This window comes from Anabaena lutea FACHB-196 (genome assembly GCF_014698305.1).
GTDB classification, from domain to species: Bacteria; Cyanobacteriota; Cyanobacteriia; order Cyanobacteriales; family Nostocaceae; genus Anabaena; species Anabaena lutea.
In genome coordinates this window covers 1-21,216 of record NZ_JACJST010000009.1, presented here as the reverse complement: position 1 = coordinate 21,216, position 21,216 = coordinate 1, and the positions used below count along the sequence as shown (strand labels likewise).

General features: G+C 37.7%; 15 protein-coding genes. 10 read left to right on the top strand and 5 right to left on the bottom strand.

Features of this window, described 5'->3' with window-relative positions; genetic code table 11:
* Positions 1-142: 142 nt before the first annotated feature.
* The 4 genes from H6G59_RS11495 to H6G59_RS11480 all read left to right on the top strand — a co-directional run bounded on the left by H6G59_RS11495 (position 143) and on the right by H6G59_RS11480 (position 5,079).
* Positions 143-937, top strand: coding sequence for an Rpn family recombination-promoting nuclease/putative transposase (locus H6G59_RS11495; protein WP_190714512.1), 795 nt, complete (start codon positions 143-145; stop codon positions 935-937).
* 59 nt (positions 938-996) lie between these two features.
* Complete coding sequence (gene dusB, locus H6G59_RS11490; protein ID WP_190714510.1) at positions 997-2,052, top strand: tRNA dihydrouridine synthase DusB; 1,056 nt, start codon at positions 997-999, stop codon at positions 2,050-2,052.
* Positions 2,053-2,188: 136 nt separating this feature from the next.
* Entirely contained in the window at positions 2,189-3,430 is a 1,242-nt protein-coding gene (locus H6G59_RS11485) for a FecR family protein (RefSeq protein ID WP_190714508.1), read from the top strand.
* Between the two features lie 32 nt (positions 3,431-3,462).
* Positions 3,463-5,079 carry an iron uptake porin gene (locus H6G59_RS11480; protein ID WP_339327951.1) on the top strand — a complete coding sequence of 539 codons (1,617 nt, stop codon included), beginning with the start codon at positions 3,463-3,465 and terminating at the stop codon, positions 5,077-5,079.
* Between the two features lie 250 nt (positions 5,080-5,329).
* Here H6G59_RS11480 and H6G59_RS11475 read toward each other — a convergent pair whose 3' ends face one another.
* Positions 5,330-10,366, bottom strand: coding sequence for an nSTAND1 domain-containing NTPase (locus H6G59_RS11475; RefSeq protein WP_190714506.1), 5,037 nt, complete (start codon positions 10,364-10,366; stop codon positions 5,330-5,332).
* A 201-nt stretch (positions 10,367-10,567) separates the two neighbouring features.
* Between H6G59_RS11475 and H6G59_RS11470 the strand changes: the two genes are divergently transcribed.
* Positions 10,568-11,470 carry a polysaccharide deacetylase family protein gene (locus tag H6G59_RS11470; protein WP_190714504.1) on the top strand — a complete coding sequence of 301 codons (903 nt, stop codon included), beginning with the start codon at positions 10,568-10,570 and terminating at the stop codon, positions 11,468-11,470.
* Positions 11,471-11,674: 204 nt separating this feature from the next.
* Positions 11,675-11,971, top strand: coding sequence for a hypothetical protein (locus tag H6G59_RS11465; RefSeq protein ID WP_190714496.1), 297 nt, complete (start codon positions 11,675-11,677; stop codon positions 11,969-11,971).
* A gap of 70 nt (positions 11,972-12,041) precedes the next feature.
* On the opposite strand, the gene H6G59_RS11460 is transcribed toward H6G59_RS11465, so the two are convergent.
* Together H6G59_RS11460 and H6G59_RS11455 are read right to left on the bottom strand one after the other, a co-directional pair.
* The gene (locus H6G59_RS11460; RefSeq protein ID WP_190714495.1) at positions 12,042-12,509 is read right to left on the bottom strand and encodes a hypothetical protein; all 468 of its coding nucleotides are present in this window, start codon (positions 12,507-12,509) and stop codon (positions 12,042-12,044) included.
* Between the two features lie 101 nt (positions 12,510-12,610).
* Entirely contained in the window at positions 12,611-13,402 is a 792-nt protein-coding gene (locus H6G59_RS11455) for a hypothetical protein (protein WP_190714493.1), read from the bottom strand.
* A gap of 84 nt (positions 13,403-13,486) precedes the next feature.
* Here H6G59_RS11455 and H6G59_RS11450 point away from each other — a divergent pair, with 84 nt between their 5' ends.
* The 4 genes from H6G59_RS11450 (at position 13,487) to H6G59_RS11435 (ending at position 17,154) form a co-directional block, all read left to right on the top strand.
* Positions 13,487-14,662 (top strand): sigma-70 family RNA polymerase sigma factor, encoded by a 1,176-nt coding sequence (locus tag H6G59_RS11450; RefSeq protein WP_190714491.1) that lies wholly within the window; start codon positions 13,487-13,489, stop codon positions 14,660-14,662.
* Positions 14,632-14,814, top strand: a complete 183-nt coding sequence (locus tag H6G59_RS11445) for a hypothetical protein (protein ID WP_190714489.1) — start codon at positions 14,632-14,634, stop codon at positions 14,812-14,814. The genes H6G59_RS11450 and H6G59_RS11445 overlap by 31 nt, the downstream gene beginning before the upstream one ends.
* The gene (locus H6G59_RS11440; protein WP_190714487.1) at positions 14,768-15,916 is read left to right on the top strand and encodes a DUF1822 family protein; all 1,149 of its coding nucleotides are present in this window, start codon (positions 14,768-14,770) and stop codon (positions 15,914-15,916) included. The genes H6G59_RS11445 and H6G59_RS11440 overlap by 47 nt, the downstream gene beginning before the upstream one ends.
* A gap of 131 nt (positions 15,917-16,047) precedes the next feature.
* A complete protein-coding gene (locus H6G59_RS11435) occupies positions 16,048-17,154 on the top strand; it encodes a Gfo/Idh/MocA family protein (RefSeq protein ID WP_190714485.1) in 1,107 nt (368 codons plus the stop codon).
* A gap of 51 nt (positions 17,155-17,205) precedes the next feature.
* Here the strand turns inward: H6G59_RS11435 and H6G59_RS11430 are convergent, their stop codons facing one another.
* Positions 17,206-18,501, bottom strand: coding sequence for a chloride channel protein (locus H6G59_RS11430; RefSeq protein ID WP_190714483.1), 1,296 nt, complete (start codon positions 18,499-18,501; stop codon positions 17,206-17,208).
* Positions 18,502-18,834: 333 nt separating this feature from the next.
* The coding region (locus tag H6G59_RS11425) for a beta strand repeat-containing protein (RefSeq protein WP_190714481.1) at positions 18,835-21,216 on the bottom strand (2,382 nt) is incomplete at its 5' end.

Below are 21,216 nucleotides of genomic sequence, written 5' to 3'. Positions count from 1 at the left end.
AAATCGAGGTTATGACCAAGCTAATGGCACAGTGTATCTGCTTGCAAACCTAGTAAACTAGCGTTTTCGAGAACCCAAATCACCGGGGTAAACAGCAACGCGGTAATATAGCTACAAAGCTAATCTCAGCAATCCATCCAGAGTGAAAACTGACAGCATATTTTATCGTCTTTTTCAAGAGTTTCCAGGTGTCTTTTTTGAATTAATTGGCAACCCACCCCAAACCGCAGAGATTTATCAATTCTCCTCTATCGAAATTAAGCAAACTGCATTTCGTATAGATGGTGTGTTTTTGCCGACACAAGATGAACAAAACCCGATTTATTTTGTTGAAGTCCAGTTTCAACCTGACACAGAAATTTATTCCCGCCTAGTTTCGGAAATCTTTTTATACTTGAGGCAAAATCAACCTAAAAATACTTGGCGGGGAATAGTCATTTATCCTACTCGCAGTTTAGATACGGCAGATATTAAAAATTACAGCGAATTTTTCACTAGTCAGCGTATCAGCCGTATTTATCTGGATGAATTAGGTGAAACTGCATCACTGCCCATTGGTATTGCTACTATAAAATTAATCATCGAAGATGAAGACAAGGCAATTATCACTGCTAGGGAGTTAATCAATAGAACTCAGCAAGAAATCAGTAGTGAATTACAACAGCGACAGTTATTAGAATTAGTAGAGACTATTTTGGTTTATAAGTTTCCCACAATGAGTCGAAAGGAGATTGAAAGTATGTTTAGTTTAAGTGATTTGAAACAAACAAAGGTTTATCAGGAAGGGAGAGAAGAAGGGAGAGAAGAAGGTAGCTTGGAAGCAAAATTAGAAGCTGTACCTAGATTACTAGGGTTAGGTTTGACAGTGGAACAAATCTCACTGGCGCTGGATTTAACAATTGAACAGGTAAAACAAGCTGCACAGCTTCAAAGGTAGATTAACAAATCTTCCTACTATCTTCGATTACCATAAATTTCGTATTTTAATTTATTGCTATGCTTTCCTTGTCTCCCACTCTCCAAGCTAGACTATCCCAACCTCTAAAAATTGGCTCATTTGAGGTTAAAAGCCGTGTGTTGCAATCGCCGTTATCGGGGGTGACAGATTTGGTATTTCGTCGCTTAGTGCGTCGTTATGCGCCAGAATCGATGATGTACACCGAAATGGTGAATGCAACAGGATTGCATTACGTCAAGGAGTTACCCATAATTATGGAGGTAGACCCCAACGAACGCCCCATTAGCATTCAGTTGTTTGATTGTCGTCCAGATTTCCTCGCCGAAGCAGCAATAAAAGCCGTTGCTGAAGGTGCGGATACTGTTGATATTAATATGGGTTGTCCAGTTAATAAAATTACTAAAAATGGTGGTGGTTCTTCTTTATTGCGACAACCAGAAATAGCAGAAGCAATTGTGCGAGAAGTTGTGAAAGCTGTTGATGTTCCCGTTACTGTCAAAACCCGAATTGGTTGGAATGATCAAGAAATTACCATTCTGGATTTTGCGAAAAGAATGGAAGATGCAGGCGCAAAAATGATTACGGTGCATGGACGTACCCGCGCCCAAGGTTACAATGGTAATGCTCGTTGGGAATGGATTGCACGGGTGAAGGAAGTACTTTCAATTCCAGTAATTGGTAATGGAGATATTTTCTCTGTAGAAGCAGCAGTGAGATGCTTAGAAGAAACTGGTGCAGATGGGGTAATGTGTTCTCGTGGAACTTTAGGCTATCCGTTTTTGGTAGGTGAAGTTGATCATTTCCTGAAAACTGGGGAATTATTACCGGCACCAAATGCAATTCAACGGTTGGAATGTGCCAGAGAACATTTATATGCTTTATGGGAATATAAGGGCGACAGAGGTGTGCGTCAAGCCCGTAAACATATGACTTGGTATGCGAAAGGTTTTATGGGTGCAGCAGAGTTGCGCGGACAGTTAAGTTTAGTAGAAACTGTGCAGCAAGGTTTGGATTTAATTGATAGAGCAATGGAAAAACTGGCAGCTGGTTATGAACCAGAGGAAGATGCACAAGCTGACTTAGTTGTAGTGTGAAGGGGTTTCAAATTTGGCGATTTATTCAAGTCGTCAAATTCCATCTTTTGGGGTTATTTAGCCAATACTTAATTACGGAACAAATACTGTCCATAAATACTCTATTGTTATGTTTAGTGATAACAGGTGGAGGCAAATGGGCAATAAGGTGTTATCAGTAACTCAGAAGTTAGTTGTTAGCAGTCTATTAGCAGTGTCTTGGATGACTCCGGTACTGGCGACCCAAGACCAACCGCTAACCCGTGCAGAACTTTATAAATTGATTAAAACAGTTGAACTTTTACTACAGAATAAAACTCCACGGAAAGCCGAACTAAATGATGTGATGGTTCCCCGTGATGCTGTGAAAACAGGCGTTAGTTCTGAGGCGCAATTATTCTTTAATGATAAATCTTTAATTCGTGTAGATCAACGGAGTATTTTTCGATTTGAACCTGGTGTACGCCGTTTTCAATTGCCAAATCGAATTGCTTTGAATGAAATGATTTTCAAGCTGGAAAATGGTACAGCTTTAATTTTGAGTCCACCGGGTAGCGTGGGGACAGAAGTAGAAACGCCAGAAAGTAAAGTTAGTATTTTGGCAATAAATCCTCTAAATTCTCCAAATAGCACACCATCTTTATCTCCAACATCTCTATTTTCACCAGCTATTAAACCTAGTGCAGTGATGGTGATTCATGATGCTCAAAATAATCACACACAAGTTTTTGCGCTCACAGATGGAGATATTACAATATCTGACCAACAAGATAAAAAAACGGTTGCTCTCAAAGGTGGTCAAACTGTAGCTGTAAGAAATGGGTTGGTGGGAAAAGTACAGGAATTTGATTTACAGGGATTTTATAAATCAACTAACTTGAGTAGTGGTTTGGCTCCAGGACAAGAAAATTTAGTTGCCCAAGAAGCGCCTAAAGTTCAAGAAACTATCAATGCTGTGAGAACTCAAACTTTAGCAGCTTTGAGAAATCAAACTAAAAGAATTCAAGGATTTACTAGCAGTTTTCTCAGTGATGCTTTGGGTGGGACAGAAGGAGATTTAAATCCTCGGTTTCGAGGTTCGGTGAGGATTAGTAACCCACAAGTAACTAGAGGAACTTTCTACCGTACAGAAGGAAATAATGCGATTTTTATTCCTGAGAATAATCGTAATGATGTTAAGCAAATTACTGTAGATTTTGATAAAGGAACTGTTGATATTGACGGGAACAGAGGAGTAAGTAATCAGGCTGGTTTAAGTGGTAACAATGCTAGTGGTTCTGTGATCAATTCTAATGGACAAATAACTCAAATTGATGTTTTTGGGGTGAATGGTGAAGAACCTCAAAACGGAATTCCCTATAGTGGAAGTTTGACAACTGGGGTAGCACGCGATCGCTAATTTTCTCTTTTTATATATAGATGTGAGGAGTAATGATGGGTGCAAAAAATTTATTGCTTCTATCTGGAGTGGTATTAATTTCTTTAAATTTACCAGCTTTTGCAGATAATATTGAACAGCCGAATAATTCACAAAGCTCACAATTAATTTTTATAGAAGAACCTGAAAATTTCGATATATCTCAAACACCAGCAGCATCTGAGAGTAGCAATCGTTTAACATCAGTTTCACAATTATCTGATGTTCAACCAAGTGATTGGGCATTTACAGCATTGAAATCTTTAGTTGAGCGTTATGGCGTAATTGCTGGTTATCCTGATGGCACATTTAAAGGTAATGGTTCTCTAACTCGTTATGAATTTGCCGCAGGTTTACAAGCTGTCATGCAGAAAATTGATGAATTATCTGCTGGGGGTTTATCAAATGGTGTGACGAAAGAAGACTTAGAAAAAATCCAGAAATTAGGAGCAGAATTTGCTGGAGAATTATCTGTTTTAAGAGAGAGAATTGATAGTTTAGAAGCACGAAATGCTAATATAGAAGCACAACAGTTTTCTACTACTGCTAAATTAGCAGGACAAGTTGTATTCGGACTAGCCACAGGTGCTGGTGGTGCGCCTCCTGGTAAGGGCGAAGCTAACACAATTTTCACACAATTAACTCAATTACAATTAGTTTCTTCTTTTAATGGTAAAGATGTTTTTCGGATTGGGTTAACTTCAGGAAATAGTACTGGTGATAGCTTTGGCAATCCTCAAGCTTTTAATACGAATATGGCCAGGTTGGCTTGGCAAGCAGATTATGATAATCAGGTAAAATTAGATTCTTTAGAATATAGGATAGCAGGATTGGGGGATAAAGTAGTTTTCACTTTTAAACCTGTGGGTTTTAGTTTAAGTAGTGTTCTCAGCGTTAATTCTCCCTACGCTAATGCAGGTCAAGGTGCTATTTCTTCCTTCGCTGGTTCAACTTCTTTATTCAGAATTGGTAGTCTTGATGCTGGGGTAGGTTTTGATTGGTTGATGTCTGATAAAATGCGGTTGCAATTTGCTTACGGAACCAGAAATAGCAACAACACTAACGAAGGTGTATTTGGTGCAAATCATAGTGCTTTAGGAGTGCAACTTTTATATAAACCCAGTGCTTCTTTAATTACTGGTTTAGCTTATGTAAATGCTTATGCTAGTGACGGTCAATTAGATACTGGCACAGGTAGCGGTAATGCAGATACCTCTGGGGGATTAAATGAACCTGCTCAAATTCATGCTCTCAACGCAAGTATGAAATGGCAAGTAAGTGATAATGTGGTTTTGAGTTTATGGGGGGGTGCAGTAGTTACTGATTCCGTTAAATCAGATGCAGTTGCTCTTAGCAGTACTTACCAAGCTGCTGTAGGTTTATATGATCCTTTTGGCAGAAAAGGTGATTTATTGGGTTTGATATATGGTCAACCGTTGAAGTTGAATAATGGTTATTTAATTGCTAATGTTGATAGTGGTAATTCTACACATTATGAGGTTTTTTATCGTTATTTAGTTAACGATAATATAGCAATTACTCCTGGATTTTTTATTGTTACTGACCCTGGACATATTTCTAGAAATAACGATATTTTCGTCGGTGTGTTGAGGACAACTTTTAATTTTTAGAATTTTATTGCTTAACATTACAGCCATTTTTAGGTAAATAAACTACATTTTTTTATCTCACGCAGAGACGCAGAGGCGCAAAGAAAGAAATAGAGAAACAAGCATGAAAACTGCTGTAATATTTTCATTTCTCCAATAAAAAAACCGGGTTATATCATGTCCGCCAAATTACCCATAATCAAAGAACCCCTCCACGAAAGAGCGGGGAGGGGAGCTAAAGCGCAGCTACAGAATTAATTAACCGGAACAATTAATTGCAAATATGACGTTCATCTTCTCTCACATTTGGATTATTTTGAAGATAGTTTGATATTTTAGTACATCCTTTTTGCAACAAATTATCTAAATCTAAATTCCACAGCATCACCCCAGCATTTTTACCACCACTTATCAATATTTTGCTGTAAGGGCTAAAACTAACGCTGTTAACTTGATTTGGATATCCTAATAATGTGTTGATTAAAGTACCCGTTTCCACATTCCATAATTTGATAGTATTGTCAGCACTTCCAGAAGCTAAAATTTGTCCGTCAGTAGTGAAACTGAGACTAGTTACCCCGTCATTATGTCCTGTGAGAGTATGAATTAATTTCCCTGTATTTACATTCCAAACTTTGATATTATTATCCCAACTAGCAGAAGCAAGAATTTTTCCATCAGGACTAAATTTTACGGATGAAATAGCTAAACCATGTCCTGTAATATTTCTAATTAAAGTACCATTTATTCGCCAAAGTTTTACTGTATTATCGGAACTTCCAGAAGCTATGATTTGACTTTCAGGACTAAAATCAACACTTGTCACTTCATCAGTATGTCCTGTGAAAGTTTTTAATAATTTACCATCTGTTAAACGCCAAAGTTTAATGGTTTTATCAGCACTACCAGAAGCAAGCATTTGATTATCTGGACTGATGCTAATATTTGTAACTCGGTTTTGATGTCCTGTGATTGTTTTCAGGAGTTGATAATTTTGGGAATTCCAAATTTTAATAGTTTTATCAGCACTTGCTGTTACTAATATTTTATGATCGGGACTAAAAGCTACAGCATTGATAATATCTTTATGTGCTTGAAATGTAGTAAGGTGATTTTTTTGCAAAATGCTAACTTTTCCATCCCAACCAGCAGCAAATATTTTATCTTTACTAAAACTCACGCTATTAATATCATCTAATTGTGGTTGATTAACTGTTACTTGCCATAATCTAATAGTTTTATCTGCACTTACAGAAGCGACAAATTTACCGTCTGGGCTAAAACTTACATCTCTAACTTGTTCACCATGACCTTTGAAGGTATTTAACAAACTACCATCTAAACGCCAAAGTTTGATATTATTATCAGCAGATGCAGAAGCTATGATTTGATTATCCGGACTAAAATTAATACTGTTGATTTGTTCGCTGTGTCCTTCTAAAGTTTGTAATAATTTTCCTTCTGTATTCCATATTTTAATAGTTTTATCACCACTAGCAGAAGCAATAAATTTACCATTATTGCTAAATTTAACTTTAGTAATACGTGATTGATGTCCTGCTAATATTTTAATTAATTTACCATCATTAGTTTGCCAAAGTTTTACTAAATTATCTTCACCACCAGAAGCAATTATCTGATCATCAGGTCTAAAGCTAACGGTATTTACCCAGCCATTATCAGCATTCCATGTCTTGATTAAAGTACCATCAACTCGCCATAATTTGATCGTTTTATCTAAACTGCTAGAAACAATTAATTTACCATCATGACTAAAGTTAATATCAGTAATAATATCATTGTGTCCAACTAAATCAGTAATTAATTTATAGTTAAAATTGCTATCCAGCGTGTAGATTTTGATATTCTTACCTGTACTAACAGCCAGCAATTTACCATCAGGACGAAAATCAATAGCTGTAATTCTGTTTTCAAATCCTGTAATAGTTGTAATTAAATTACCTTCAGGAGTCCAAAGTTTTACTGTTTGATCATCACTTGCAGAAGCCAAGATTTTACCATTGGGACTAAACTTAATTGCATTGACTTGTTGATTGTGACCTTGTAAACGATTGACTTCTTGAGTTTGTTGAATAGCTTGTTGCAAAGTTGCTACAGTTGCTATTTGAATATCTTGATTTGGGGCAAAAACTTGTTTAACTTCTCTTCCAGCTTTCACACTAGCAATTACAGACTCTAATTGTTGATTAGATAATAATAATGCTGCTGATGAAGAATTTAAAGCGGCAATTTCTCGCAACTGTGCTGCTTGTTTTTGGAAATAGGCAAAACCGCCTAAAATGCTGGCAGAAATGCCCAGAATACTAATTACAGCCACCGCAGTTTGTGCTTGTCTGAGGCGCTTTTTCTGTTCGAGTTGGTCTTGCTTTCGTGCATCTAAACAAGCAGCAATGAAATTCTGCACATCCAAAGATAATTCATCTGTGTACTGCACATAAATTTCTTCAGCTTCTGCTAAACGGATACCTTGTAACAAAAAATCAGCCTGTTCGTGGTGATGTTTCCATAAACTAGCTGCTTGTTCAATTTGACGTTGCGATCGCAGTCTACTACGATTTTCCTCCAGCCACCAGCGTAAAGTTGACCAATGACGAATCAAAATTTCATGTGCTACCTCTATTGTCACTAAACCAGTTGGGGAAAGTGGTTGTATTTCCTCACCTTTTCCATTTCCTGTCTCTTCGTCTACATTCACCACGATTAATTTCGCTGCAATTAAAACTTGCAGAGTTTTTTCCACCAAAGCTTGAGGATATTTTTTCACTACCAACTCAGACTTAAAAACCCTGCGTCTAGTATCTTCTGTCCCTTCTCCTAATTGCGTTAATGACAGAAAAATCCACCGACTACACTCTTGCGATTGCTTATCTAAACCTTCATAAACTGCTTGTGCTTTCCTCTCCAACGCACCTTTAATTCCTCCTACTTGTTGCTGATAAGCATTTAAAGTTAACTCACCTGCTTGGCGAAATTCCCACAACTGTTCTAAAACAAATTCTAATAACGGTAAATCTCCCGCTGAATGATTTAACTCTTGTAACAGAATTTCTACCAGTCCCGTTTCTACTTTTAAACCCACTTGTTCTGCTGGATTAACAATCACACGACGATAATCATCATCACTCAATTTTGGTGGGACTAAAACACTAGAATTTTGTAATAAATTAGCTAGTTCTGGAACTTCCAAACAAGGGGCGATAAAATCAGCACGTAAGGTAATTACTAATTTAAATCTATCCGGGGCATATTTTAACGCTCCTAAAATCAATTCTAAAAATTTGTTTCTATCTTCCGTTGGTGCGAGAGTAAATAATTCTTCAAATTGGTCAATTACTAAAACTATAATTGATTCTATGCGATTGCGTAACCAATAAACAAACCCTTCTACACCTTGATATAAAACTCCTTCTAATAAAAGATGAGAAGAATTAAAACTTTCATTTTCTGTAGTCCCCACCTTGGCAATTTTTTGGGATAAGGTTTGTAATGGACGTGAACCAGGACGCAAACTTTTTATTAACCAAGTATCAGTTCCTGGTAGTTGTTTTCCCAAGCGTAATTTAGCAATTAATCCTGCTTGAACTACAGAAGATTTACCGCTACCAGAAGCACCAACTACTGCTAAAAATGATTTATGTGCTAATTCATTAATTAATTGTTGAGTTAAGGATTTTCTACCATAAAAAAATTGTGCGTCTTCTTCACCAAAAGCGCGTAAACCTCGATAAGGACAAATTTTTAAATCCAATCCTGCTTTGTAAGTGCTTGTACCACTAATTCCAGGAATTATTTCTATTACTCCCTGTGTACCTGAAAGCCAAATTTGCAAATTTAAGAAACCAGCCAGATATACTTGTAATTGAGTAATCCAACCAGCTACCGATAAACCAGTTGCTTGAGATGCTGATTTTAAAGTAGTAATTAGCGCTTCGGTAAATTGTTCAGAATTATTTTTAGGAGAGTTTGCAGCGATGATACATTGTCCTTTTGCAGTGCCGATTTGCAAATCTTCTACCCATTCTTGAATAGCAGAAATAGCAGTTTCTGGACAATCTAAAATAATGATTTGTTGAGTAACTTGAGAATGACGTAACTGTTGACGTAACCAAGAACGACTCAAGCATATTTCTTCTAATAAAATTAATGCTGCTTCACCTGTGGAAGTTTCCTCTAATCGTCCCCGCAAATATAACAAAGCTGTGCGCTGCTGTTCACTGGTTGAATTTAAAAATTCTTGAATTTCTGTTTGTACATCTTGGGATGTTGTAGTTTCTGTCAGCGGTAAATACTGTAAATCAAAATTACCAGCACTAGCCAATATTTTACTAAAATCTAATGTAGTTTGTGAGTTACTACTTCCCTCAATTACTAACGCAGTTCTGGAAGGATAAGAAGCAGGAATTTCGGGAATTTTTCCTAGAATTAATTCTCCCACACTTTCCACAATTCGCTTTGGCGTTTGCAATGGATATTCACTAAAAAGCTGAGTTTCTCCTTTGCCTCTTTTTTGCTGATTAATTAACCGTAATTGCTGGTTAATTTTATCTATATATTGTAAGGTTTTGTGAAAAACATAATTGTAAATTCCATCAGCAGAAATCAGCCCTTGTGCATTTGCAGACTTGCCTTTTAAAGCTTCTATTAAATAATAAGTAAATACTCCATGTCCTAGTTCACTAAATTCCCAAGATTGCTGATTGGTATCACAAGAAAGTAAGGCATAAAAACCTTTACTTTTGGATGCAAGTTGTTGTAATATTTCCACTAATTGCGGTGTCGGATTTATTCCTCTCAGCGTCATTCCACCGCTATGACAAGCATCAAGCCAAATTAACTGATTTTGTGCTTTGCTATTGCCTAATATTTGTAACAGTTCTTTAACGGCTAAACCTGTATTTTGAATGTTGTCTTTTTGGGTATCTGCTAAACATAAAAATGCTTCCTGTGTCTCAGGATTTATGATTCCATGACCAGAAAAATAACAGAGAATTGTATCTAGTGGTTGAGCAGTAGTAGTAATTTTTTGTAGAATAGCGGTAACAGTTGCTAAAAGTGGTAATTGTTGAGTAAAATCATGTAAAATTACCATTTCGGTTTGGGAAAATTGCTGCTGTGTTGCACTAGTCAAAGCTTCAGCTAGTCCCTGACAATCAACAGCAGAATAACGTAAAGAAGGAAGTTGTTGATCTTGATATTGGTTCACTCCCACTAGTAACAACCACAGTTTAGCAGTGATTGTTTTTTGAACTTGATTTAATTGACTGGTAGCAACACCGCGTGGACACATATTAAATTTGGATTTTATAAAAATTGTAGGTTGGGTTAAGCGACAGCGCCACCCAACAAAATCTTGATACTGTTGGGTTTCCTTGCGTCAACCCAACCTACTACATAGAAGTTTACTTTTAAGTTTAATATTGTATTATATATGGTAATATTTTGGTTTCAAAATTACCACACATTTTTACAAATAGGTAACAATTTTAAAATGACTGAAGATAATCATGATCAAAACAGTACTTCTCCAAAAAATAACTCTTTTCCTATCGGTTTGTTCCTACTCATAGTCATGATGTTTCCTTTACTGAATCCCGGTTATAATCCACCGACAATACCTATTTTGGGTTTTCATCGCATAGTTTCTCAAACCGATATTCGTCAATTCAAAAAATTAGATATGGACTATAAACAAAAAGAGCTAGAAAAATTATTAGAGTATTTAGTAGTTCAAGATTATTGGTTTTTAACTAGCCAAGATTTATATGATTTTTTTCTCACTAAATCTAGAGAAGTACCCTATGAGTATCGTAACAAGAATGCTATTATGCTGACATTTGATGATAGCTATAAAACAGTATACACAAATTTATTACCAATTTTATCTAAACTGGAAAAGAAATATGGCAAAAAAGTTAAGGTAGTTTTATTTGTGAATCCAGGTACATTAGCAAATGAGGATAATATGAGTTCAACTCACTTAGGATGTGAAGATTTAAGAGCGGGTTTGCAAAAAGGTTTTTTTGATATTCAATCTCATGGCGATAATCATAAGAATTTGACAGATATTTCTCAGCAGGAAATAGTAAAAGAACTATTACTAGCTAGAATTAAATTAAGAAAATGTACAGAAGATTTAGATCCTGAACAAAAAGTAGCATCTCATCTTGCCTATCCCTATGGTGCTTATAATAAGCAGGTGCTTCGATATGTGAATAAGTATTATTTATCTGCATATCTATATAATGATAGATTACTCAACTATAGTTGTTTAAAAGACAATTATAAAATTCCTAGATTAATGGTTAATGGGCAAAAGTCTAGTCAAGAGTTAATAGAAGCAATTCAAAGATTTTCACCAGATAAGAAAAATAATTTTAAAGAGCAATGTTAGACAATGATATTTCCAGAATATAAACCAGAAGATGAATATATATCAATTTTACCATTGCGATAAAAAATTGTCATATTAACATTTTTAATGTCAGGGAATTTTTAAGTAATCTGACTATTGGTATTATATAATATAGTTAGTTGATTGTAAAAATCAATTACTAAAGTATGCCAGCTTTAACCAACAATTGTAGGAGATGCATCAATGCCTAGCATTTTAAGAATCAAGGATAATATTGGTACTACTACTTTTAAGCAAAGCACACAACAATTTAAAGACCTGAAAAAAAGTGATCCTACATTCTTAGCACGAGCCGGTCAGACATATTTTGCCACAACTGTTGATAGAGGTTCTAGTGATCCTAAAAGTGCTAATTATTATGGCGGTGATCATTGGAAAGTTACTTTTAAGGATAAGTTGAAACCTCAAGAGGGTGGTGATTCTATTTCAACTTGGTTTGTTTTTAAGGGTGATGTAGAAGAATATAGACTTGTACCTTAAAATTAGGATAATTGTGGGTTAGCGATAGCGTAACCCACCCTACAGATATTTGATGTTTAATTAAATTGACCTACTTAATAGGAAATGTGCGAATATCAACAGGAAATTTTACTTTAGTTTGCCTTTGAAAGTAATCGCGTGAGTAATAATTTTGCCGTCCGCTATTATCTAAAAATTGGGTGTAACCTTGCAACATGATTTGTTTACCAGCAAGATCTAATGTTAATAGCGAGTTGGCAAAACTTTGATTATAATTTGCTGTTGCGTAGGTATGATTAGTGTCTTGGATATTGAGTCCATAGGTGACTAATTTTTTAGTTCCCCAGTCACAGTCTGTAGGATGACATTGACCGAATACTTGAATATTTAATGTATTGTTACCAGCAGAAGTAATTACTAAGCGAGTAATGCCGCGAGTATTGGCATCTTTGTTTACCCAAGTACCGACAAAATCTCCTGGTGCAGCAATAGCAGGATTAACTAAAGCAGTAGCTAAAGCTAAACTAGCAGCCGTAATATTGAAAGAACGTTTTAACATTTTAGTAACTCTCGATTATTTGTGTTTATCTACAGCGAAAAAATGAAAAGACTAAAGCCATTAACAGTAAATTTTTCACAATCCAAAATTGGATGAATTAATTAACGCCACTTTTCACTCCAAGCACCTGTAACATTAAAACCACCATTTACAGGAGTTAATTTCAAAGAACCATAACCAAAAGTGTTGCAAATTGGACCAAAACCAGTAGCACAAATATCACTTGCACCGTAACCATTCAATGAACGGGTTCCTATGTGGGAATAAGTTGTTCCTCCCCAATTACCATTACCAAACCAGGTTGTGTTTTTTTGTCCGAAGCGGAGAACACAACGCAATCCTTCACCTTGACGATTTCCATTCAAGTCAGAAACTTTGTATTCATCTAAATATCCACCACAAGTTCTTGGCCTTGGTAAGGGTTTGTAGTTGGTAGATTTGACTAATTGCCATTCTTCATTCCATGCACCAGTAACACGAATTGTCGATGAACTTAGGACTTGAATTTGGAGATTTCCGGGAAAATTATTGTTGATATCTTCGCCATTACCATGAATATCTGAGGCAAAACCAACAAGGTTAGAACCTCTGTAAATTGCTTGTCCGAGATGACGATATTTTGCACCACCCCAATTACCTTCTCCGTACCATGCTAATCGGGGAATAGTGTTACTTGGTTTACCTCCACTAAATTTAACGCAGCGAATACCAAAACCTTGACGGTTATCTAATGGTTTGACAATGTAAGTACGAAGATGAGGTTCACAGGTAAAGCTGGATTTTTGAACTAGGTGCAAATTTTGCAATGTTGGTACTTGTGCTAAGGTGCTAGTTGTAGCAGTGAGGGCAGTTATAATCCCAATTGTTAAAGATTTTATTGTTTGGCGAAACATAGTTATCTTTTGTTGTAGTAAAGTTTGTTTGTGAAAGCTTTATCAACGCCTTCACTGGTTATATAGGTAGAGTAATTATTTTTTATGCAATCTCGAAAAGACATCATTGAAATTTTTTCAACTTTTGTGCAATTTACTAGCGATCGCTTTGGCAATTGGGCGATAGACTCTAAACTAAGGCGCAGTATGCAAAATTGTCTCAACCGCACACCCCAAGAAAGTGTTGATTCGGAATCGTTCTGGGCATTATATTGGTATAAGTTTTGGCAGGTTACAGAAACTCAGCCTTTAGCGGAAGAACATCTCACCGCTTACTTACAGGAATCTTGTTATTGGGTATCCCAAAAAACAGTTACAAGTTTTGCTAGTACGCAGTATCAACTTTCCGACTGCTTTCAAATTGCTATTTCCCAAGTTGAGAAAATTTTCCAAGGTTTTAACCCAAATCACAGCTTTACTCTCAAAAATTACGCAACTACGATTTTTAGTAATTCTATTCGAGAGACTTTGCGTCAACGTCATGAAGTTGATATCTGCACAGATTGGGGATTATTGCGGAAAATTACGAAAAAGCGGTTGCTAGAGTCTTTAGAAACTGCTGGTTTATCTCCCAGTGAGGTGTCAGCTTATGTACTGGCTTGGGAATGCTTGAAAACGTGCTATGTTCCCTCTCCCACAGGTACGTCTCGTCAACTTCCTCCCCCAGATTTAGCAACTTGGAATGCGATCTTCTTAAGTTATAATTCTCAAAGCAATCAACAGGTAAATCCCCAAACCCTGGAAAAATGGCTGCTAAATACTGCTAAAGCTATCCGCAAATATCTTTATCCCACACACAATTCTCTCAACACTCCCAAAGGTGGAGATGATTCTTTAGAGTGGTTAGATAATCTTCCCGGCTTACAACAAGAGTCTTTAGTTAACGAAATTATCGCCCAAGAAGAAGCAGCAACCAGAAATAGCCAGCAAAGCGAAATCAATCTAGTCTTAATAACAACAATATCCGAAATAGAACCACAATTACAGCAAATATTGCAATTATATTACCGTCAGCAGCTAACCCAAGACAAAATTGCCAAACACTTAGAAATGCAGCAATATACCGTCTCTCGACGACTGAAAAAAGCCCAAGAATGTTTATTAAAATCCTTAGCGAACTGGAGTCGAGACACACTGCATATTTCCATCACTTCAGACCTACTCAAAAATATGAGTATAGTAATGGAAGAATGGCTACAAAATTATTACAGCAGGGAATAGGGAGACGCGGGGAAACGGGGACGCGGGGACGCGGGGAAAATTACCAATTACCAATTACCAATCACCAATCACCAATCACCAATCACCAATCACCAATCAACAACTATGCTAACCTTTGCGAACCCGACAGATTTAATTTTAGAAATTCCTAACACCACCCGACAACAAGCGATACTTCCCAATAAATCTTTTTCTAACTCATATTCACGCTATCAAGCTTATATAAATGAACTTTGTCTGAGTGCTGTCTTGCAATGGTTGCAAGAAGATTTGACACCACAAGCAAAGATATGGCCAAATACCACAGCATTATCCAGTTTTTGGGAATTTGTAAATGGAACTGCGGTTATAGTAGACTCCAAAAAATTGATTTTGGTTCCTCAAGACACAATTGATTTGAGTGAATTCCGCGTACCTCAAGAATGGGTGGATATACCAAACTGGGTAGGAGATTATTATTTAGCTGTACAAGTAGAACCAGAAGATGGTTATGTGAAAATTTGGGGTTATTGTACCCATGCACAGCTTAAAACAAAAGGTAGTTATGATGCAGGTGAACGCACTTATTCCCTAGATGCAAGTGATATTATCCCAGATATCAATGTGTTAACATTAACATTACAGCTTTGTCCAAATGAAACCACACACACCGCTATTACTCCACTACCACATCTACCACAAACACAAGCTCAAAACCTAATTACTCGGTTAGCAAATCCAGAAATAATCACCCCTCGGTTAGCAATTCCTTTTCCTTTATGGGGTGCATTAATTGAAAATGGTGGTTGGCGAAAAAGCCTATATCAAAAGCGTTTAGGACTACCAGAACAATGGTCTATTTTACAATGGTTAGAAACTGGTATATCTGAAATTGCGGAAAATATAGGTTGGGGAAAATTGAATTTAGAAATGGGTGCAGCTAGTGCTAGAAGTGTAACAGAAACTCAACCACAGCAAACCCTATTTCGACAATTAGAAATTGCCGGACAACTATACGAATTACTAGTCATACCCCAAACAGAAGAAACTTGGCGCTTTGAATTGCGTAACCTCACTATCGCTGCAACCATACCCGGTGGTTTTAAACTCCGACTTCTCACCGAAGATTTACAACCTTTCCCTGATAATGAAGCTGTAGCCACAACTGCGGTACAATCAATATTTGTAGATGTAGCATTAGAACCAGGAGAAGGTATAGTTTGGGAAATTGAACCCTTACCAGAAAACTATGACCGGGAAATTCTCAGGTTTTAATTACAGCAGAATTCAGGAGTCAGGAGTAAAACTGGCAAATGTGTCTAGGTTTCAATTTAGATTCTGTACCTCATTCATCTGCAATCTGCTGTATATATCTTTTGAACTCTTACTGAAAATTTTAACTGCTTATGATTGGGGTCGCAATTGTCGGGACTGGATTTGGTCAAAAAGTACATATTCCCGCATTTCAAGCACATCACAAAACTGAAATAGTCGCTGTTTATCATCGAGATATAAATAAAGCTCAATCTATTGCTACAGCGAATAATATTCCCTATGCTAGTGATAGCTTAACAGAAATTCTCGCCTTATCAGAAGTTCACGCAGTCAGCATTTCCACACCGCCATTTTTACATTATGAAATGGCTAAAAAAGTTTTAGAAGCTGGTAAACATCTCTTACTAGAAAAACCCGTTACTTTAAATGCAACTGAAGCCAAAGAATTATATCAGTTAGCAAAAAATAAAGGTGTAATTGCAACTGTAGATTTTGAATTTCGCTTTATCCCCGCATGGCAATTTTTTGCACAACTTCTTTCCTCAAATTATGTAGGAAATATCCGCTTAATTAAAATTGATTGGTTGGGTGCTTCCCGCGCTGATGTTTCCCGTCCTTGGAATTGGTATTCTGCAAAAGATCAAGGTGGTGGTGCATTAGGATCTTTAGGTTCCCATGCTTTTGATTATATTAATTGGCTATTTGGAACAGTTCACAAATTAAACGCCCATTTAAGTACAGCAATTACCGAAAGAATTGACCCAGCCAATGGAGAATTAAAAGCAGTAAATACAGATGATACTTGTATGTTATCTCTGGAATTAGCAAATGGTACACCTTGTCAAGTTGCTATTAGTGCAGTTGTTCATGCAGAAAGAACTCATCGAGTAGAAGTGTATGGAGATAAAGGTACAATAATTTTAGGTAATGATAATCAAAAAGATTATATTCACGGTTTCCGAGTTTGGAGTTTTCAACCTGGTGAACCTTTAACAGAAATAGAAATTCCTAAACAATTACTATTTCCCCAACATTATAATGATGGTCGGATTTGTGCATTTCTTCGTGTCGTAGATGAATGGGTAAAAGGAATTGAAACTCAGCAGGAAATTACACCATCTTTGCGAGAAGGAGTTTATTCGCAATTATTAATGGATTTATCTCATCAATCAAATGATTTAGGAAGTTGGGTAAATGTGCCGAGTTTGGGAGAGTTTTTAGGGAACACCAAAAAATAAATTACCCAAAAATCGTAGGGTGGGTTAGGAGGGTAGTCCGTTTTCTTAAAGCTAATGAACTACCTCTGTTTGGTTCTTGAGTTGAGATGCAATTAAGGGAACTTTCGGCGCGAGAAAAAATCCCATCAAACTAGCAAAGAGTATGGGTGTGAACGGACTAAAGTTAGTTAATTTCGATAGCAGCAAAGTGGTGCTAATTGGTGTGCGGGTTACTGCTGCATTAATCGCCGCCATTGTACAAATCATCGCTAGTGCTGGATTAACTCCCGGAATTAAGATTGCTACTGCTTTACCTATACAAGCACCAGTAAAAAATAGAGGAATAATAAATCCACCACGCCAGCCTCCTGTAACAGTCATGCTAATGGCAGCCATTTTACCCAAAGCTAGGAGTAATAAGAAAATAGCTGGAAAGTTGCTATTAACGACAGTTTCTAGTTCTTCATGCCCAAAATAACGGGTAAGTGGCATAATAAATGCTAAAGTGCCAATTCCTAAGCCGGCGATTGTGGTACGTATATAAATAGGGCCGGGGATAATGTTAAATAGACGATCGCAATTGCGAAAAATCGCCATAAAAATCCAGCCTGCTACTGTCCCTAAAAGACCAAAGGCGATCGCTACAGCAAAATCATCAATATTATTTAAGTTGTATTGGGGAAAAGTCCAAGTTGGCGCAATTCCTAAATGGGTAATGGCTGCAAACACCAAATAACTAGCACAACTAGCGACAATTGCAGGCATTAGTGCTTCGTAATATTCCACAATATGCTGATGATGCAAAATTTCTAGGGCGAACATTGCACCTCCCAGTGGTGAGCCAAACAAAGCAGTGAAGCCAGCCGCCATCGCTGCTAAACTGATAGATCTGAGGTCTTCTCCTTGGAGTTTTAAGCGATCGCCTACCCAAGTACCAAAAGAACCAGTTACTTGTACTAATGGTGCTTCTGGCCCTGCACTACCACCTGCTGAGATACTAGCAAGAGAAGTGAGAATCATTGCCGGATTTTTTCGAGTATCTAGCCTACCACCACGAAAGTGAATATTATCAACAATTACAGCGATTTCACCTGGATTTCCCAGAAGATGAATCACTAAGCCAATTAATAAACCACTCAGCGGCATAATGAACAGTAGACTCAAACCTTGAAAATTTCGCAGTTGATGAGTAATCAATTCGAGAATATTCCAATACAAACCAGCAAATAAACCACTTACAGTCCCTACAGCAACCCAGCAGAGAACCCAGCGATAAATCATCAAAGGATGACGCTTTGTTAAGCCAAAAAGTTGAGAAATTGTCCAACGTTGAGTTTGGTTGCTAGTCGGCGGCTTATTTGGTAGCACTGCTTATTTCCTATTTTGAAACAAAATATACAGAATTATTAGCTTTTCTATAGTACAGGTTATTGGCTTTGATAAAGTATCTTGCGTCCTCAAAATGAGGTATTTACGTCCGCAGATAGAATCCAGAATCCAGAATCCAGAATCCAGAATCCAGAATCCAGGGAATAAATTATCTCGTTCCCAGTCTCCGACTGGGAATGCTATCGTAGAGGCTCTGACTCTTGGGAACGAGAATAAACTTTTCCTCTCTGCACCTCTGCGTGAGCTTAAATTCATATTTTGAATCAGCAACGATTAGTAAGGGTAAAGCGCAATGCTAAACCCCTACGATTACTAAGCAACCAAACTGAAATTACTACTACTGAGAGTGATATCAGAATTACCTAAATAAGCAAATTCAAACACTGCGGTTGCAGCCAAAACATTGCCATTTTGGTTATAGAACAAACTACCACTGCTTTGACTAAAGACAACACGAGCATTACTAGCGTCCACAAATTGATCATCAGTGACAACCGCAAAATCAGTTAACGCTTGTCCCACAGTATTAGTAATGGCGTTGAAAGTGGTTTTACTTAATACAATCTGGTCTAGTCCCGCTTCAAACTCGCTAATGTAATCAACACCTAAGCTAGGACTAAATACTCCACTCCCTTGGAACAGATATTTATCATTACCAACTCCTCCCGTGAGGATATCATCACCGAGTCCTCCCCAGAGGCTATCATTACCGGTTCCACCGTTGAGAATATCATTACCTGCTCCTCCTTGGAGGGTATCATTTCCCGCCAACCCTTGCAGTTGGTCATTTCCATCACCACCACTCAGGATATTATTCAGTGCATTACCCGTGAGACGGTCATTTCCTGTACCACCCGTGGCATTTTCGATAACGTTATTAGCAGAAAGAATGAGTTTAAGATTACTATTAACAGTCTGTGATGTGATCACACCCAGATTCACCTTCACAGAGGCAGTAGTACCACCAAAGTCAATAGTATCAATTCCTCCCGTTGCTGTTTCGGTAATGGTGTCAGTTCCTAAAGCGGTATTAGCGACAAAAGCATAGGTGTCATTACCATTCAGACCTGTCAGGGTATTATTGGCACTATTGCCCTTAAAGACGTTATCTCCGGCATTACCTGTACCGTTGATAGCCGTTGTTCCTGTTAAAGTCAGGTTTTCTACGTTGGTTGGTAGGGTAGTGGTAACAGAGGTAACGAGGGTATCGGTTATGGTTGTAATGGCGCTGGTTTTCGTACCCAAACTAGCATTGGTAGGAGAAGTCAGCGTTAGAGTAAAGGTTTCATTGGCTTCATTGATGGAATTATTAACAATGGGGATAATGATGGATTGAGTTTTTACCCCTGGGTTAAAGGTTAATGTTCCTGTAGTGTTGGTATAGTCTGAACCTGCTATCGCTGTACCGTTAGTAGTTGCATAGTTCACGGTAATGGTTTGGGTGCTGGTGTTGGAAAGAGTAACGGTATAAGTAGCGTTTTGCGGGTTTGTGTTACCTTCAACTATCGTCTGGTCAGCACTAAGGTTAATAGTGATGCCTGAAGAGTCATTATCAGCGATATTGACAGTGGCAGTCTTAGCTGTACCAAGGGTGTATCCTGTACCAGTGGCTAAGGTGAGGATAGCTGTTTCTGTACCTTCAACGATGGTGTCGTCAATAGGGTTAACTGTCACAGTTGCAGTGCTACTACCTGCGGCAAAAGTAACTGTTCCAGTTAGGTTGCTGTAGTCTGTACCTTTGATGGCTGTTCCTGCGGTGGTGTAGGTTACAGTCAGGGCATTAGTTGTGACACCTGTTCTAGTGAGGGTAAATACTCCCGGATTAGCTGTTACACCTGTTGCGGTTTCGGTTGCACTGGCATCTGTAGCAACAACAGTAATGATGGGAAAATCATCATTAGTAATAGTTCCCGTTACCGCTGTAGTTGTACCAATGGTGTAACCTGTACCTGTGGCTAAAGTTAAAGCCACAGTTTCATTAGCTTCAACTGTGGTATCTGCGGTGGGGTCTATTGTTAAGGTTGCTGTGCTACTTCCAGCTGCAAAGGTGATGGTTTTTCCTGTTCCAGGTGTTGCACCAGTATAGTCGGTACTCACTGCTGTGCCAGCTATGCTGTAGTTAACGGTTAAGGCATTTGTTGTACTACCTGTGCGGGTGAAGGTGTAAACTAGATTGCCTGTTCCGTCTTCGGTGACGCTGGCAGGAGATACAGCTAGGGTGATGTTAGGCAGTGGTTGGTTTTGATTGTAGACAAAGTAATTAGCAGTCAGACTCAAGCCTGTTTGATTTCGGACTATTCCAATGAGTTCATCTGGTTCTGTTCCTGGTTTATTTATTAATATTTGAGTGTCTGCACCGGAAATAGTCAGAAGGTAATTACTGCTTGTTCCTTGAAGTTGAATAACATCACCTTCAGTGGGGTTAAAGTCAGCAATGTCAGCATAGTCACTGTTACCGTTAGTTGTGCTATTGCCGTCATCGTAACCAATCCAAGTTGCATCACCAAGTATAAAGCGATCGCTTCCACTTCCTCCATTGAGATAGTCTCTTGTACTTGAGCTAACGTTAGCGATATCGACTCCAATTAAGGAGTCATTACCGTTACCACCGTAAAGCTCATCGTTGTCACTACCACCATTGAGAACGTCGTTGCCATCCTCACCCTTGAGGTCATCCCCACCTGCATTACCAGA